The 15,823-nt window shown below is 64.2% G+C and carries 15 protein-coding genes and 1 pseudogene; 9 read left to right on the top strand and 7 right to left on the bottom strand.

Translation table 11 applies throughout. From position 1 onward, the window contains the following. Positions 1 to 209 precede the first annotated feature (209 nt). Positions 210 to 1,346: a molecular chaperone DnaJ gene (gene dnaJ / locus NKJ17_RS00080; protein ID WP_254815727.1), complete on the top strand. Its 1,137-nt coding sequence runs from the start codon at positions 210 to 212 to the stop codon at positions 1,344 to 1,346. A 111-nt stretch (positions 1,347 to 1,457) separates the two neighbouring features. After that, on the top strand, positions 1,458 to 2,057 hold the full coding sequence (gene pmtA / locus NKJ17_RS00075) for a phospholipid N-methyltransferase PmtA (RefSeq protein ID WP_352686209.1): 600 nt from the start codon (positions 1,458 to 1,460) through the stop codon (positions 2,055 to 2,057). 26 nt (positions 2,058 to 2,083) lie between these two features. Here the strand turns inward: pmtA and NKJ17_RS00070 are convergent, their stop codons facing one another. Further along, positions 2,084 to 3,079: an alpha/beta hydrolase gene (locus NKJ17_RS00070; RefSeq protein WP_352686206.1), complete on the bottom strand. Its 996-nt coding sequence runs from the start codon at positions 3,077 to 3,079 to the stop codon at positions 2,084 to 2,086. Positions 3,080 to 3,207: 128 nt separating this feature from the next. Between NKJ17_RS00070 and NKJ17_RS00065 the strand changes: the two genes are divergently transcribed. From NKJ17_RS00065 to NKJ17_RS00055, 3 genes are read left to right on the top strand one after another with little or no spacing between them, the layout of a single operon-like run. After that, positions 3,208 to 3,804: an NADPH-dependent FMN reductase gene (locus NKJ17_RS00065; protein WP_352507080.1), complete on the top strand. Its 597-nt coding sequence runs from the start codon at positions 3,208 to 3,210 to the stop codon at positions 3,802 to 3,804. Further along, a complete protein-coding gene (gene pyrF / locus NKJ17_RS00060; protein ID WP_352686202.1) occupies positions 3,801 to 4,514 on the top strand; it encodes an orotidine-5'-phosphate decarboxylase in 714 nt (237 codons plus the stop codon). The genes NKJ17_RS00065 and pyrF overlap by 4 nt, the downstream gene beginning before the upstream one ends. 27 nt (positions 4,515 to 4,541) lie before the next feature. Continuing rightward, positions 4,542 to 4,829, top strand: coding sequence for a DUF1330 domain-containing protein (locus tag NKJ17_RS00055; protein WP_254815722.1), 288 nt, complete (start codon positions 4,542 to 4,544; stop codon positions 4,827 to 4,829). Here the strand turns inward: NKJ17_RS00055 and NKJ17_RS00050 are convergent. The 6 genes and pseudogenes from NKJ17_RS00050 to NKJ17_RS00025 form a co-directional block, all read right to left on the bottom strand. Beyond that, positions 4,826 to 5,884, bottom strand: coding sequence for a D-alanine--D-alanine ligase family protein (locus NKJ17_RS00050; RefSeq protein WP_352507081.1), 1,059 nt, complete (start codon positions 5,882 to 5,884; stop codon positions 4,826 to 4,828). The two genes, NKJ17_RS00055 and NKJ17_RS00050, sit on opposite strands and share 4 nt — an antisense overlap. A gap of 106 nt (positions 5,885 to 5,990) precedes the next feature. After that, complete coding sequence (locus tag NKJ17_RS00045; RefSeq protein ID WP_352686199.1) at positions 5,991 to 6,872, bottom strand: SMP-30/gluconolactonase/LRE family protein; 882 nt, start codon at positions 6,870 to 6,872, stop codon at positions 5,991 to 5,993. Then, entirely contained in the window at positions 6,872 to 7,510 is a 639-nt protein-coding gene (locus NKJ17_RS00040) for a 2-dehydro-3-deoxy-6-phosphogalactonate aldolase (protein ID WP_352507083.1), read from the bottom strand. The genes NKJ17_RS00045 and NKJ17_RS00040 overlap by 1 nt, the downstream gene beginning before the upstream one ends. Continuing rightward, a pseudogene (locus tag NKJ17_RS00035) lies at positions 7,507 to 8,402 on the bottom strand (2-dehydro-3-deoxygalactonokinase). The gene NKJ17_RS00040 and the pseudogene NKJ17_RS00035 overlap by 4 nt, the downstream one beginning before the upstream one ends. A 53-nt stretch (positions 8,403 to 8,455) precedes the next feature. Further along, positions 8,456 to 9,223 carry an SDR family NAD(P)-dependent oxidoreductase gene (locus tag NKJ17_RS00030; protein WP_254815718.1) on the bottom strand — a complete coding sequence of 256 codons (768 nt, stop codon included), beginning with the start codon at positions 9,221 to 9,223 and terminating at the stop codon, positions 8,456 to 8,458. 132 nt (positions 9,224 to 9,355) lie between these two features. Beyond that, entirely contained in the window at positions 9,356 to 11,158 is a 1,803-nt protein-coding gene (locus tag NKJ17_RS00025) for a GtrA family protein (protein WP_352507084.1), read from the bottom strand. A gap of 127 nt (positions 11,159 to 11,285) precedes the next feature. On the opposite strand from NKJ17_RS00025, the gene NKJ17_RS00020 reads away from it, so the two are divergent. The 4 genes from NKJ17_RS00020 (at position 11,286) to NKJ17_RS00005 (ending at position 15,534) form a co-directional block, all read left to right on the top strand. Further along, a complete protein-coding gene (locus NKJ17_RS00020; protein ID WP_352507085.1) occupies positions 11,286 to 12,293 on the top strand; it encodes a glycosyltransferase in 1,008 nt (335 codons plus the stop codon). 8 nt (positions 12,294 to 12,301) lie between these two features. After that, the gene (locus NKJ17_RS00015; protein ID WP_352507086.1) at positions 12,302 to 12,676 is read left to right on the top strand and encodes a GtrA family protein; all 375 of its coding nucleotides are present in this window, start codon (positions 12,302 to 12,304) and stop codon (positions 12,674 to 12,676) included. Positions 12,677 to 12,896: 220 nt separating this feature from the next. After that, on the top strand, positions 12,897 to 13,838 hold the full coding sequence (gshB, locus tag NKJ17_RS00010) for a glutathione synthase (RefSeq protein ID WP_352507087.1): 942 nt from the start codon (positions 12,897 to 12,899) through the stop codon (positions 13,836 to 13,838). Between the two features lie 163 nt (positions 13,839 to 14,001). Beyond that, positions 14,002 to 15,534, top strand: a complete 1,533-nt coding sequence (locus tag NKJ17_RS00005) for a YifB family Mg chelatase-like AAA ATPase (protein WP_352686193.1) — start codon at positions 14,002 to 14,004, stop codon at positions 15,532 to 15,534. Positions 15,535 to 15,823 lie beyond the last annotated feature (289 nt).

Genomic DNA, 15,823 nt, shown 5'->3' with positions numbered 1-15,823 from the left:
GCCTGACGGTAAAGGTAAGCAAAAAGCCCGGCGCGCAGCCGGGCTTTTTTGCAACCCTTTGCCAGAAAAACGCGGAGCTCCCCGAAAAAATGCGGACAAAGCCTCGTAGACACTGGCATCGCGGCTCCATCACACCTAAATCGGAACAGCGTGCCGGCAAACGACGCAACGATGCTTCAAGACGTTGACTATCCGGACTGCGGGAAAACATGAAAGCTGATTTTTACGAAACGCTGGGCGTGCAAAAGGGCGCCGACGAGAAGGAGCTCAAGAGCGCTTTCCGCAAGTTGGCCATGCAGTTCCATCCCGACCGCAACCCAGGCGACCATGCCTGCGAGCACAAGTTCAAGGAAATCAACGAAGCCTACGAAACGCTGAAGGACCCGCAAAAGCGTGCCGCCTATGATCGCTTCGGCCACGCGGCCTTCGAGCACGGCGGCATGAATGGCGGGGCGCAGGGCTTTGGCGCCGGCGGCTTCGCCGACATTTTCGAAGACATTTTCGGCGACATGATGGGCGGGCGCCAGCGCCGCTCGTCCGGCGGCCGCGAGCGCGGCGCCGACCTGCGCTACAATATGGAAATCACGCTGGAGGAGGCATTTTCCGGCAAGACCGCGCAGATTCGCGTGCCGGCCTCGATCTCGTGCTCGGAATGCTCCGGCAGCGGCGCCAAGCCCGGCACCCAGCCCGTCACCTGCTCGATGTGCAACGGCCACGGCAAGGTGCGCGCCACGCAAGGCTTCTTCTCGATCGAGCGCACCTGCCCGCAATGCCAGGGGCGCGGCCAGACCATCAAGGATCCGTGCCCGAAATGCGCCGGCCAGGGCCGTGTCACCGAGGAGCGCTCGCTGTCGGTAAACATCCCTGCCGGCATCGAGGACGGCACCCGCATCCGGCTGGCCAATGAGGGCGAGGCCGGCCTACGCGGCGGCCCGTCCGGCGATCTCTACATATTCCTCGCGGTCAAGCCGCACGAATTCTTCCAGCGCGACGGCGCCGATCTTTATTGCAAGGTGCCGATCTCGATGACAACGGCAGCGCTTGGCGGCTCGTTCGAGGTGACGACACTGGACGGTACCCAGACGAAGGTGAAGGTGCCGGAAGGCACCCAGAACGGTCGCCAGTTCCGCCTCAAGGGCAAGGGCATGCCGGTGCTGCGCCAGCCCAATATTGGCGACCTCTACATCCAGACCGTGGTTGAGACGCCGCAGAACCTTTCGCGCCGCCAGCGCGAATTGCTGGAAGAATTCGAGCAGCTTTCCTCAAAGGACAATTCGCCTCAGTCGAGCGGATTTTTCGCCCGCATGAAGGACTTTTTCGAAACGTTCGGCGAGCACCGAAGCTGATCCCTGGAAAACGCTTCCCGAGCGTCATCAACACCTTATCCGGGGATTCGCCTTGTCTTGCACCTCGTAGCTGTTAAGTAGCATGCGAGGGAGCGTTGAGGAGGACTTTCGATGACGCGTAGTCCCGGACTGCGAAAGACGCTGGCGGAAAAGTTCGACGACGAGTTGAAGTTCTTCAAGGGCTGGATCGACAAGCCGAAGGCGGTCGGTTCGATCGTCCCGACCAGTTCCGTCACCGCGCGCAAGATGGCCTCGATCGTCGATCCGAAATCCGGCCTGCCGGTGCTCGAGGTCGGGCCCGGCACAGGCGTCATCACACGCGCCATTCTCGCGCAGGGCATAAAGCCTGAGAATCTCTACGCAGTCGAATATGCCACTGATTTCGTGCGCCATCTGCGTCAGCTTTATCCAGGCGTCAACGTCATCGAGGGCGACGCCTTCAATCTCGACGCGACGCTTGGCGACAGGTGCGACCTGATCTTCGATTCTGTGATATCGGGCGTGCCTCTGCTCAATTTCCCGGTCGCCCAGCGCATCGCCTATGTCGAGAGCCTGCTCGACCGCATCCCGGCGGGCCGGCCGATCGTGCAACTGACTTACGGGCCGCTGTCGCCGATCCCGCCCGGCCGCGGCGACTATACGGTCGAGCATTTCCATTTCGTCATCCGCAACATTCCGCCGACGCAGCTTTGGATCTATCGGCGCGGCTGAACACATGTCGGAGTTCCGGATGCCGGTCATTGCGGCTGGTTGGCCAATCGGTCCAGGAATGCCGTCAGCCTTTCGAACGCCTGTTCTCCCGCCTTGCCGTCGAGATCGAACTGATATTCATGCGGCAGGGCCGGACTGTAGTCGTCCGGAAAGAACAGCGTGTCGACCGCGACGCCTTGCGCCGTGATCGCGCGCGCGATCTGACGCGACTGCGGCGCCAGCGGATCGGCATTGCCGACCGAGACGAATGCCGGCGGAAATTGCGGCGTCAGGTGTCTGTCGACTGAAAATTCGGCAATGCGCGGGTCATCGTCCAGCCGCTTCACGCCGAGATACGACCACATAACGGTCCTGTTGAAGCCGGCGAAAGGCCCTTCGGGCGAGATCATCGCGGGATCGTAAATGCCGCAGAACAGTGCAACGCCTTTCAGTTGCGCGCGCTCTATGCCCGGACCAACGTCCATCATGGCGGCATAGGTGGGATTGCTGATTGTGGCAGCCAGTTGAGCGACGATCTGCGAGCCGGCGGAGTCGCCGGCAAGAAAAAGCCTGTTGCGATCGATGTGGTAGCGGCCGGCATTACCGGAAAGAAAGGCAAGCGCCTTGTTGGCCTGGAGGACTGGCGTCGGATAGCGGGCGCCGGGGGCGACGGAATAGCCGACCGAGACAGTGACGTAGCCCCGACCGGCCAGTATTTTCATATATGCCGAGATGTCGGCCTTGTTTCCGGCAACGAAGCCGCCGCCATGCACCCAGACCACCGTAGGCAACGCCTTTGCCTGAGCGTCCACGGGAAAGAAGACGTCAAGGGTCTCGTCGGGGTCCTCGCCATAGCGCTCGTCGCGCAGTTCGCCGACATTGGCGGGCACGTGCTTTTCAAGCGCGCGGTTCTTTGCCACTGCATCCTTGTGAAAAGCGTAACGGATCAGAAGGACCGAAGGCCACGGGCTGAGGACGAAAGCGGCGTAGCCGGCGGCAGCAGCCACCGCGAGAGCGACAAGACCATAGCCTACCCATTTCAATCCCACGAGGTCCGCCCTATCCGCTGGCGCCGGTCGCCAAAACGGCCAGCTCTAAATGCGTGCCGCAATCTCGGCTATTGATTCGTCCCACGCATCGCCTATAGCTGCCGCCACAGCAAGGGATTGCGATGCCGATCATCCCGAAAATTCTCGTCGTCGCCGGTTCGGTGCGCAGCGGCGCCTATAGCGGCAGGACTGCCGACGTGGCGCAGAAGGAACTTGCCATGCAGGGCGCGGAGGTGACCCGCATCTCGCTCGCCGACTATCCGTTGCCAATCCTCGACCAGGATCTGGAAAAGGACGAAGGCATTCCCGAAAACGCCGTCAGGCTCGGCCGGATGATCGCCGCCCATGACGGCCTGCTGATCGCGACGCCCGAATATAACGGCTCCATTCCGCCGCTGCTCAAGAACACCATCGACTGGGTGAGCCAACTGCGCAAGGATGGGGGCCGGACGTTCAGGCCGCTTGCCGGCAAGGTCGCCGGCCTCTGCTCGTCTTCCAGCGGACCCTTTGCAGGGATACGTTGCATCAACCATCTGCGCGCCGTGCTGGTGCGCTGCCGGATGGAGGTGGTGACACCGGAGTGTTCGGTGCCGGAGGGCGGTAGCGCCTTCGACGACGAAGGCAACTTCCGGGACGAAAGACTACGCCAATCGATGGAGCACCTATGCCGAACGCTGATCGAAACCTCGCGCATGCTGTCGACGCGGATCGAGGCATGATCCCGGACGCCGCGCGTGCCGACACAATTCAGGAAAGGCTGATCGTCGGCCTCGACCTGCCGACGCTGAGGGAAGCCGAGAAGGCGGTGCGCGAGCTCGACGGGATCGTCTCCTTCTACAAGATCGGCTACCAGCTCGCCTTTGCCGGCGGGCTCGACTTCGCCCGCGAGCTGGCCAGCGGCGGCACCAGGATCTTTCTCGACATGAAGCTGCTCGACATCGATAACACCGTTGCCAAGGGGGTCGACAACATCGTCAGGATGGGCATGAGCATGCTGACCATCCACGCCTATCCGAAGACGATGAAGGCGGCGGTCGAGGCTGCCAGGGGCAGCGACCTTTGCCTGCTCGGGGTTACCGTGCTGACCTCGATGGACGAGCAAGACGTGATCGACGCCGGCTATGAATATGACCCGCATAGGCTGGTGCTGAGGCGCTCCGAGCAGGCGCTGCATGCCGGCATGGGCGGCATCGTCTGTTCGGCCGAGGAAGCGGAGGCGGTACGCCGCATCGTCGGCCCCGATCTGGCGGTAGTGACGCCGGGAATCCGACCGAAGGGCAGCGACCATGGCGACCAGAAACGCGTGGTGACGCCGGCGCAGGCGATCCGCAACGGCTCCAGCCATCTCGTCGTTGGCCGGCCGATCGTCGGCGCCACCGACAGGCGGGCGGCGGCGGAAGCCATTCTCGATGAAATGCGCTCGGCCTGATGCCAGGAATTAACCCGGAGAAATACCATGCCCAAGGGATACTGGATCGCTCGCGTCGATGTGCGCGATGCGGAAGGCTACAAGGACTATGTCGCAGCCGCCAAGCTGGCCTTCGACCGCTTCGGCGCCAAGTTCCTGGCGCGCGGCGGCGCGCATGAGAAGGCAGAGGGACCGGGCCGCGACCGCAACGTGATCATCGAGTTTCCGTCGCTTGCGGTGGCGCATGACTGCTACCACTCGCCTGAATACCAGCGCGCCGTCGCGATCCGCCAGAAGGTGGCCGATGGCGAGATCGTCCTGGTCGAGGGGATTTAGGCGCGAAGCCGGTTCGCCGCTGCCTCCGCCATCGCATCGGCGAGGCTCAGGCCCCATTGCTTGCGACAGTAATCGCGAAAATCGAAGCAAGGCAGGCCGGGGCAGACCTCGAACTCGATGAGATGCACGCTATCGTCGGCTTCGACCCGGAAGTCGATGGAAAAGACGTCCCGCAGGCCAAGCCCGACCATCAGGCTTTCGGCGATGCGACGGATTCTTGCATCGGCTCGAGGCTGGCTGGCGTCAACGGGAAGCAGCAACGGCTCGGCGTAATTTCCGGTGGCTTTGGCCGCTTCGCCGGTATTGCCGTAAAGCGCCAGGCTGTCCTGCATGGTTTGGAAATCGCCGCCGGAATCGACAAAGGCGACGCCGAGCGCCTCAATGCCGGTATCCGGCTTCAGGCCGAGAAAGCTCGCCCGCACATTGCGTCCGGCGACATAGGGCTGGACGACGACATCGTCGCGATAGGCGGCGAATACGCGCCGGCTAAGCTTCAGCGCATGGCCGAGATCGTGGCAGCGCGAATCCGGCCAGATGCCGATCTTGGCGCCGAGCCGGTTCGGCTTGACGAACCAGCCGGCGGGCGAGGCCGGCGGCGCGACCAGCCACGCCCCGTCACGGGCAAGGCCCGCCTGCGGCACCGGCAGGCCAAGCGCGCCGAGCACGGCGCCGGACCGGAACTTGTCTTGGCAGAGCGCGAACAACGCATCGTCGGCGCCGATCGCGTCGAAGCCATTCAGCCGTGCCAGAGCCGGTGCCGCGCCGCCGCGGAAATAGGCAATGCCATCGGTCAACGTCCAGACAAGCGAGGTCTTCGGAACTTCGCCGGCGAGAACGCTTGCGGCGTCGTCGAGCGCCACCGGCGCAAACGACAAGCCGCGCGTTTGGCAAGCGGCGGCAAGTGCGTCGAATTCAGCAGCGATGTCGGTCGATTGCGCTAGGTAGGAGGCGATTTCGGCGGCACGCTCCGGCACGTGGTTATCGGCGACCAGCCGATCGAAGCAGGCCTGTTCCGGCTCGTAGACAAGGATCAGCTTCGGCTTGCGGCTTGACATGGGTGGAACGGCTCCTGGCAGCACGATTGCCTACCATCGCACGGCGAACGTATTCGGCTTGCGCGCAACCGACGTCAGCCGGACGCCTGCACGACAGCAACTGTCCTCAGGCGATCAGCACGCGCGGCTCGAAGCGACCATTGACCGGAATGTCGAGCATAAACGTCATGCCGGCTTGCGGGTCGAGCAGGCGCTGCTTCTCGCTCTTGCCCGACCAGGCGGAGGTGACCGCGATCCGGTCGGCATTCCTGCCGAGGAAAGCCGGACAGGACGGCTGCGTCGTCGGCATCGCCACCGAACGGACAAGCTTGCCGTCGGGTCCATAGGCTTCGACGACGCTGCCGCCCCAGCAAGCGTTCCACAATATCCCGTCGCGGTCGAGCACCGAACCATCGATATAGCCCTTGGCCGAACGGTGATCGACGAAGACCTTCGGTTCGCCAACCGGGAGGCCGGTCGCCGGATCGCAGCCGACGCGCATCAACAGGCCGGTGCTGGTATCGGTGTAGTAGGCGATCGACCCATCCTCGGAAAAGCAGATAGAATTGGGCACCGTGATATCCGCATAGAGCCGGCGCAGCTCGCCCTTGAAGAACCAGTAGATCGAACCGGCGGCCTTCTCCTCGCCCTTGCCCATTGTGCCGACCCAGAGGGCGCCGCAAGGATGAACGCGCGAATCGTTCGAGCGGGTGACCGTATTATCGGCCTCGATCGGGGTGTGCAGCGTCAGCTTGCCGGTCGCGACGTCGCGGACATGCAGGCCGGTCTCGGTGGCGATCAGCTGACGCTGGTCGTCGATGACGGCAATGGCACTGGCCATCTGGCGGAGCTCGTGGATCTTGACCGCACCGCCGGACAAACGCTTTTCCAGGAGCTGGCCGTTGACGATGTCGAACCAGTAGAGCGTGTCGGTCGCAGGGTCATAGCTTGGTCCCTCGCCCAATTGGCAGACATGGTCGGAAAAAACCGAAACGATTGTCTCGCTCATCATGCCACTCCAAACGCCGCGTCCCAGGCCTGAACTGCGGCTTTCGCCCGTGCTGCCACTTCGTCGACGCTCATGCCCGGCTTGAACAGGCTGGAGCCAAGACCGAAGACGCTGACGCCGGCTGCCTTATAGCCGGCAAAATCCTTGTCTGAAACGCCGCCGACGGCGCCGACCAGCACATTGGCCGGCAGCACCGCGCGCATCGCCGAAATGCCTGCCGCGCCAAGCACGCTCGCCGGGAAGAATTTCAGTGCCGAAGCACCGAGCCGGATGGCCTGGAATGCCTCGGTCGGCGTGAACACGCCGGGCATTGTCACCATACCGTACTGCATGGCACGGCCCATGACCTCGGCATCGATATTGGGGCTGACCAGCAGCCGCCCGCCGGCCTTGTGCAGACCGTCGACATCGGCGGCGGTGAGCACCGTGCCGGCGCCGACCAGAGCTGTTGGAGGAAGCGCTTCGACAATGCTGGCTAGGGAGGCAAAGGGCTCGGGCGAGTTGAGCGGCACCTCGATCGCTTCGATGCCGGCGCCGAAGATCGCCTGGCCGATCGCCACCGCCTCGCTTGGCTTCAGGCCGCGCAGGATCGCGACCAGACCCCGCTCGAGCTTTGGAAAAGGTGCGGTTTCGGTCATGCGGCAACTCCATTTTTGGCGATCATGCCATTCTCGCGCGCGGCTTCGGCAAGGCCGGCACGCACCGCCTCGTCGGCGTCGACGGCCCTGAAAGCGAGCCCGGCAAGGCCGAGCGCCTCGGCATAGAGCGTGCCGAGTGCGCCCGACGCGATCAGCACGACGGGCACAGCGCTTGCTTCATAACGGCGATTTGCCGAAGCGATCTCGCCGCCGATCAGCAGGCCGGACAGGCAGGCGGCGGCATCTTCGGGCTTCAGGTCCTGCAACAGGCTAGCAGCGCGGATCGAGAACAAACTTGAAACGACGTCACCGCCTTCGGCCAACGCCTTCAGGCACCAGTCCCGAAAAAACGGACTTTCGGCGGCAACCGGCTGCGGCGGCTCGCCCAGCGAATGGCGCAGGATCGAGTGCGCGGCCAGCACCGAAAACAGCTCGCCGGTCGGCCAGGTGCCGAACCCGGCAACAGAGCCGTCCTCGACCAGCACCCATTTCGAATGGGTGCCGGGCATGCAGACGAGGTGACGTCCCTTTGCCGGCAAACCGGCTCCGGCAAGCTGCGTTTCCTCACCGCGCATGACGTCAGGTGCATCGGCGAGGCGCTGGGCAAGGCCGGGCACAATGCGGATATCGCGGCGCTGGCCGGGAATGCGGGCAGCTTCGGCCAGGATAGCGCCGATTGGCGTGGGAACGCTGACATAGGGCGCCTCCAGCCAGCCCTGGCGCGAGCCGGCCATGCCGCAAATGATGACCGGCAGGTTTTCGGGTGCGCCCATGGCGGCCAGATGCCTTCGAGAATGGACGAAAACCCTTTAGCCTGAGCGGTGATCAGTCCGTCATCGCCGCGCCGCTCGGCGAGAACGTCGCCGGTGCCGTCGAGCAGCCATACCCTCATGCGGGTGGTGCCCCAGTCGACGGCTGCGACGGAAGCTGCCTTGCTCGGTGAGATCACAGGAACCCCCCGTCGACGATCAGCATCTGCGCGGTCAGCATGCGTGAAGCATCCGACGCCAGGAACAGCACGGTGCCGACAATGTCTTCCGGCTGCATCACACGCTTGATGCACTGCTTGGCGACGTGAGCGGCGAGCGCCTGTTCGGTGACCCAGAGCTTTCTCTGCCGCTCGGTGATTACCCAGCCGGGCGCGATCGCGTTGACGCGAATGCCGTCGGCACCGAGCTTGCCGGCGAGACCCTTGGTAAGGCCGACGATGCCGGCCTTGGCGGCGGTATAGGCCGGCATATCGGGATGGTTGATGAGAAACGAGGTCGAGGTGAAATTGATTATCGAGCCGCCACCGGCCCGCTTCATGCCCGGCGCCACCGCCTGTGCGCTGAAGAAATGCGGGCGCAGGTTGATGGCATGGTTGTTGTCCCAGAACTCGACCGTGACGTCTTCGACGGCATGACGGTCATCCTGAGCGGCATTGTTGACCAGCACGGTCACGTCGCCATGCGCCTCGGCGGCTTTGGCGATTGATACCCGCAATGCCTCGATGTCGCGTATGTCGGTCTTGAGATAGAACGGCCGCCGGCCGAGTTCCTTGTCCAACCGATCGGCCAGCGCCAGGCTCGGACGGTCGGCGATATCGATAAAGGCGACCTTTGCCCCCTGGCGGACAAAACCTTCGGTCAAGGCAGCACCAATGCCGGAGCCGCCGCCGGTGATCAGCACCGAAGCGCCTTCGAGGTCGGCAAAGCGTGCCGATGGCATCATGAAATTCTCTCCCGGTCCAATGATCTCGGTCGGCCGGCGCGCATCCTATCCAGCCGTGTCGGGCGGGCAAGGGCGAAAGAGTGGATTGGCGCGACTTATGTCCGACAAAAGGCCGCACGCGCCGCCGATCGATCAGCCGCCCACCCGGACGCGGTACAATTCGACGGCGGCTCCGCTGGTCCCGGCAACCGGCGCAAGCCATTCCGGCACGCTGCCGCGCATCAGCCCGGCAAGAAAGCCTGCCGGCGCCTTGGCTGCGAGGAGCTTGCTTTCGGCGCTGCCGGGGCACAGCGCGACGAGGCCGACGTTATGATCCGCGACGACCGTCCTGGCATCGGCATCGGACCCAAGGAAGGCATCGAGCGCCAGCAGGTTGCCGGCGACATTGCGATGATAAGGCCCGGCGAAGACGCGATGTCCGGAATAGGCCAGGATAGGCGATCCGAGATTGGAAATTGCCAGCACGGTGGTGCCGGGCAGGCGGCCGAGTGCCGCAAAGGAGGCCTTGCGCTGGCAAGCGACGTCGGTGCCGTCGCCATTATCCGCCGTGGTGTTGCTGTGGTCGAAGGCTACCGAGGTCGCCGCGGCAGCCCCAGTCCAGACCGCATTCACCGAAACCAGCCAGACGGCAGCCATGCGCAGCGCCACACCGCGCGACGCGCTGGCCTCGGCCCGTTGACGCCATTTGGCAATCCAGGCGGCAAGCGGAATGACGGCGAAGGCGATCGAGAATGTCGAACCGCGTACCTGCCAGGCGCTGACGATGAAGGCCACGACAAGCAGCGCGCCGACAAGGCTGTCCTGCCGCCGCCAGCCACCGCGGCCAAGGCGAAGCGCCATCAGCACGAGCGCAATGAGCGGCGTGGCATAGCGCGCCACCACCCCGGCCGGATCTTCAGCGAGCAGCTTGAACAGCGACTGCGCCTCGTCGATGTGATCAAGCCATAGCTCCTTGAGGCGCGGATCGAGATTGGCATAGGGCGCTGCCAGGCATTGTGGGAACAACAAGACGACGACAGCGCCCAATAGCATGGCGAGCAGGCCAAGTGAGGCGATGCGCCGTTGGCGCGTGCGGCCGGCCGGCTCGATCGACGCTGTCGCCGCAAGGCCGGTTCCGGCAATCGCTGCGACGACGAACTGCACGGTTGAGAATGCGTCGCATTGCGCCTGGTCCCAGGCGGATGGCGCAATGGTCGCGACAAAGACGAGAGCGGAAACGCCGGCAAAGCCGAGGCCGAAATCCTTGGCGATCAGCCTCTCGCCATTGGCGTCGAGGGCAAACAGCATGGCGACATAGGCGCCGATGGTGGCAACGTAGGGCGCGGTTTCCATACCGATGGCCAGCATCAGCCCGGCGCATAGGCCGGAGAGCAATGCCGCCGCCTTGCGCAATGGCGCTTCAAGCAACAAGCTCAGGCTGGCCATGCTCAGCATCAGCTGGATATTGTGGTGATCGAGCGCGCCAGGCGAAAAAATGCCGAGGAAATGCAGTGCGGCAGCGCCGACGATGACAGCCGGCAGCACAGCGCCGCACCCGGCAAAGCTGCGCGCGGCGCGAGCCGTGAAAAATACGGTCAGGCAGAAGAGCAGCGCCGGCCACAGCACTTGCGCGACATTCTCGGCAAGCGCCGCGCTGCCGGTCAGGGCCGATACGGCGATGATGATGGCGGCGATCGGCGCATCGACCAGGCGCGACCAGTGCATGACGAAGCCGCCTTGCAGGCCCATCCTGTACTGGTGGAGATCGAACCAGCTTTGGCCGGCGAGCATGTCGCGAACTTCGACGAGGCGCAGCAGATTGTCGTTGTCGCCGCCGGCATTGGTCAGTGCCGGGAAGCCGGCAAAGGCATTGACGGCAGTTGCCAGCACCGTGGCAAGCAGCGCCAGCGCGATATCGGACCTCCAAATGAAGGCGCCATCGTCGGCTGTGCTCATATCAGGACCTTTGGAGGAATACGGGGCGGCTTAAACCTAGCCTTAACAGCTTCAATAAATAGTAAAGCCGCCCGAGCGAGGCCAGCGTTTGAGCGGTCAGGGCCTCACGGGGCATCCGGAGACGAAAATGCCACAAGACGTGCGCCATGAGCCGAGCATCGCCGTGCTGCTGCCCTGCTACAATGAGGAGCTGACGATCGGCGAAGTGGTGCGGCGCTTTCGCGAAACGCTGCCTTCCGCCGCGATCTATGTCTACGACAACAATTCGCGCGACCTGACGGCGCTCCGAGCCCGCGCCGCCGGCGCCATCGTGGTGCGCGAGCCGCGCCAGGGCAAAGGCAATGTCGTGCGCCGCATGTTCGCCGACATCGAGGCCGACATCTACCTGATGGCCGACGGCGACGGCACCTATGCGCCGGAGGACGCGCCGCAACTGATCAACACGCTGCTGACCGAGCGCTCCGACATGGTGGTGGGCACAAGGCGCGGCGTCACCGACGATGGCGGCAGGACCGGTCATGCCTTCGGCAACCGCATCTTCAACAGCCTCTACAAGCGGCTGTTCGGCTCCGACTTCACCGATATCTTCTCCGGCTACCGCGCCTTCACTCGGCGCTTCGTCAAGAGCTTTCCTGCGGTTTCCGGCGGCTTCGAGATCGAGACGGAAATGTCGGTGCACGCCTCACAACTCAAACTGCCGGTCAGCGAGATCGGGCTCGACTATGGCCGACGGCCGGAAGGCTCCTCGTCGAAGCTATCGACCTTTCGCGACGGCGCGAAGATCCTGTGGATGTTCGCCATGCTGATGAAGGAGACGCAGCCGCTGCGTTTCTTCGGCGCTTTTTCAGTGTTCTTCCTGGCATCAAGCCTGTTTCTGATGGCGCCGGTGCTGATCGAGTTCGCCGAAACCGGGCTTGTGCCGCGCATGCCGACGTGGGTGCTGTCGGTCGGGCTGCTGCTGCTGTCGATGCTGGCGGCGGTGACCGGGGTAATCCTCGATTCGGTGTCGCGCGGCCGGGCCGAGCAGAAGCGCATCTTCTATCTGTCGATGCCTTCCGGCCGCGTCGAACGTGAACGCGCAAGCGCGCTCGCGACTTTGAAGGCCGGACCGCGCAAGACCCCGCGGGCGGCTTAGATCTCTAAATGGGACGCCTCGCCCGCTTCATTGTCGCCGGCGGCATCGGCTTGGTCGCCGACGCGGCGGCGCTTTGGCTGGTGTTGGCGATAGCGCCGCTTGGCCCCTTCGCGGCTCGCATCATCTCGATCGGTTTTGCCCTGTCCGTCACCTGGCTGATCAACCGCCATCTGACCTTCTCGCCTTCCAGCCGCGGCGTCGCGCAAGAGGGCGCACGCTATGGCGGCGTCGGCATTGCCACCAGCCTCGTCAATTATCTCGTCTATTGCGCCATGCTGTTCGCGCTGCCGATGGTGCCACCGCTCGTCGCCCTTGCGGTCGCCTCACTGGTTGCCATGGCGCTGTCCTTCCTCGGCTATTCCAAGCTGGTCTTCGACCGCTGAACGCACATCGCATTGGGGTCTGCGCCACGCGAAGCGCAGCCTCATCATGACCTTGGCCGATTGGCAGAGGCCGCCGATTTCCCTATATCGCTGTCGTCGATGCATCGGCCCGAAAAATCGGAATCGATTTTCGGAAAGCACGATGCATGGATTCAAGAATGTTGGAGCGTATGTGCGTCCAGGTGGACGTACGTCGCTCCAAGTGCGCCGGAGAGCACCCATGCCCCTGAAAGTCGCCGTCCAGATGGACCACATCTCCACCGTGTCGATTGCCGGCGATACGTCGTTTGCGCTGTCGCTGGAAGCGCAGCGGCGCGGGCACCAGTTGTTCCACTACACGCCCGACCGGCTGTCGCTGCGCGACGGCAAGGTGTTTGCCCGTATCGAGGCGATGCAGGTCCGCGACGAGAAGGGCAACCATTATTCGCTGGGCGAAGAAGTCCGCACCGATCTTTCGGAGATGGACGTCATCCTTTTGCGGCAGGATCCACCCTTCGACATGAACTACATCACCACCACGCATATCCTCGAGCGCATCCATCCGAAGACGCTGGTGGTCAACGACCCGGCCTGGGTGCGCAACAGCCCGGAAAAAATCTTCGTCACCGAATTTCCCGACCTGATGCCGGATACGCTGATCACCAAGGATCCGTTCGAGGTCGCCGCCTTCCGCAAGGAGTTCGGCGATATCATCGTCAAGCCGCTCTACGGCAATGGCGGCGCCGGCATTTTCCACCTGCATGAGGCCGACCGCAACCTCGCCTCGCTGCTCGAAATGTTCGGCCAGATGTTCCGCGAACCCTACATCGTGCAGCGCTACCTCAAGGAGGTGCGGGCTGGCGACAAGCGCATCATCCTGATCGACGGCGAGCCTGTCGGCGCCATCAACCGCGTGCCGGCCGAGCACGATTCGCGCTCCAACATGCATGTCGGCGGCCGCGCCGAAAAGACCGAGCTGACGGAACGCGAACGCGAGATCTGCGCCCGCATCGGCCCCTCGCTGAAGGAGCGCGGCTTCATCCTCGTCGGCATCGACGTCATCGGCGACTACATGACCGAGATCAACGTGACCTCACCGACCGGCATACGCGAAGTGCAGCGCTTCGGCGGCGCCGACATCGCCAGCCTGTTCTGGAATGCGGTGGAGGAGAAGCGGAGCTAGCCTCGCTTCGCGAGCGGCCGCGTTGCAAACCATCGCAGCCGTTGCGTTCAGCCGTTCCCCAAATGTTCTTGCCTTCGCCGGAAATCTGTGGTTGTCTCCGGTGACGCCGTTCGCGGCATGATCGCAAAGGCTTGGGGCAAAAGCCTGCATCCGGGGTGAAGACATGGTGGCGCGGGTTCGCACGGTTGCTTTCCAAGGCATCGAGGCCGTGCCGGTCGACGTGCAGGTGATGATCGCGCCGGGCAAGGTCAACATGCACATCGTCGGGCTGGCCGACAAGGCTGTAGCCGAAAGCCGCGAGCGGGTGCAGGCAGCACTTCATGCATCCGGCCTGTCGATGCCGTCGAAGAAGGTCACCGTCAATCTGGCACCCGCCGACCTGCCGAAGGAAGGCAGCCACTACGATTTGCCGATCGCGCTCGGGCTGATGGCGGCGCTCGGCGCCATTCCGGGCGACATGCTGGCCGGCTATGTCGTGCTTGGTGAATTATCGCTCGACGGCACCATTGCCGCGGTGGCCGGCGCGCTGCCGGCGGCGATAGGCGCCAATGCCGAAGGCAAGGGCCTGATCTGCCCGTTCGCCTGCGGGCCGGAAGCGGCCTGGGCCGGCAAGGATTTCGACATATTGGCGCCGCGCAGCCTGATTGCCATCGCCAATCATTTTCGCGGCACGCAGGTTCTGTCACGGCCGGAAGCCGGCATCCATGCCGCGGCGCGCGACCTGCCCGACCTTGCCGACATCAAGGGCCAGGAGACCGCCAAGCGGGCGCTGGAGGTGGCGGCCGCCGGCGGCCACAATCTTTTGATGGTCGGGCCGCCGGGGTCGGGAAAGTCGATGCTGGCGCAGCGGCTGCCGTCGATCCTGCCGCCGCTGGCGCCCAGGGAATTGCTCGAAGTCTCGATGATCGCCTCGGTGGCCGGCGAGCTCGGGGAAGGAAAGCTCACCGACCGGCGGCCGTTCCGCGCGCCACATCATTCGGCTTCGATGGCGGCGATGGTCGGTGGCGGGTTGCGCGTGCGGCCGGGCGAGGCCTCGCTCGCCCATCACGGCGTGCTGTTCCTCGACGAGTTTCCCGAATTCTCGCCGCAGGCGCTCGATGCGCTGCGCCAGCCGCTGGAGACCGGCGACTGCATGATCGCGCGCGCCAATCATCGCGTCACCTATCCGGCGCGCATCCAGCTGGTCGCGGCGATGAACCCGTGCCGCTGCGGCATGGCCGGCGAGCCGGGCTATCGCTGCCTGCGCGGCGACCGCTGCCGCACCGACTACCAGGCGCGCATTTCCGGCCCGCTGCTCGATCGCATCGATCTCAGGATCGAGGTGCCGGCGGTCTCGGCCAGCGATCTGATCCGGCCGGACCGGGCGGAGAAGAGCGCAGCTGTGGCACTACGCGTCGCCCGCGCCCGTACGATCCAGCGTGAGCGTTTCGAACGGCTCGGCGCGACCTCCGCCACCACCAACGCGCATTGCTCGCCGTCGGTCATCGAGGAGATCGCCATGCCGGATGCCGCCGGCCTGTCGCTGCTGAGGGATGCCAGCGAAAAGCTCGGCTTTTCCGCACGAGCCTACCACCGCGTCTTGAAGGTGGCGCGGACACTGGCCGATCTTGAGGCCAGCGAGACGGTCGGCCGCATCCATCTGGCCGAGGCGATTTCCTACCGCATGAGTTCGGAGCGGATGGCACAAGCGGCGTGAGGGACGCTCCCCTCCCCCTTGAGGGGAGGGTGGCCGCGAAGCGGCCGGGTGGGGTCAGTGGTGGGACCCTCGGCCTTGCTGTATTTCGAAACCGATCCGCGTGCGGAGCGTTGCCGTGCTCTTCCCGAGGCGCATCGTCAGAATGGGCGTCAGCGCACTGCACCCAGGACCCCTCCCGGCCCTTCGGGCCACCCTCCCCTTGAGGGGCCTGTTGCGTAATTCGCTGATTGTGATTCTCTGAGACGAAGCTCGGAGGGAATCGCGATGGCAGTGAAGCAGATGGGCCAGT

Source organism: Mesorhizobium sp. M0208, assembly GCF_040322015.1.
Classification (GTDB): domain Bacteria; phylum Pseudomonadota; class Alphaproteobacteria; order Rhizobiales; family Rhizobiaceae; genus Mesorhizobium.
Note: the sequence above shows the minus strand (reverse complement) of the source record. Positions and strands in the feature narration are given on the sequence as shown.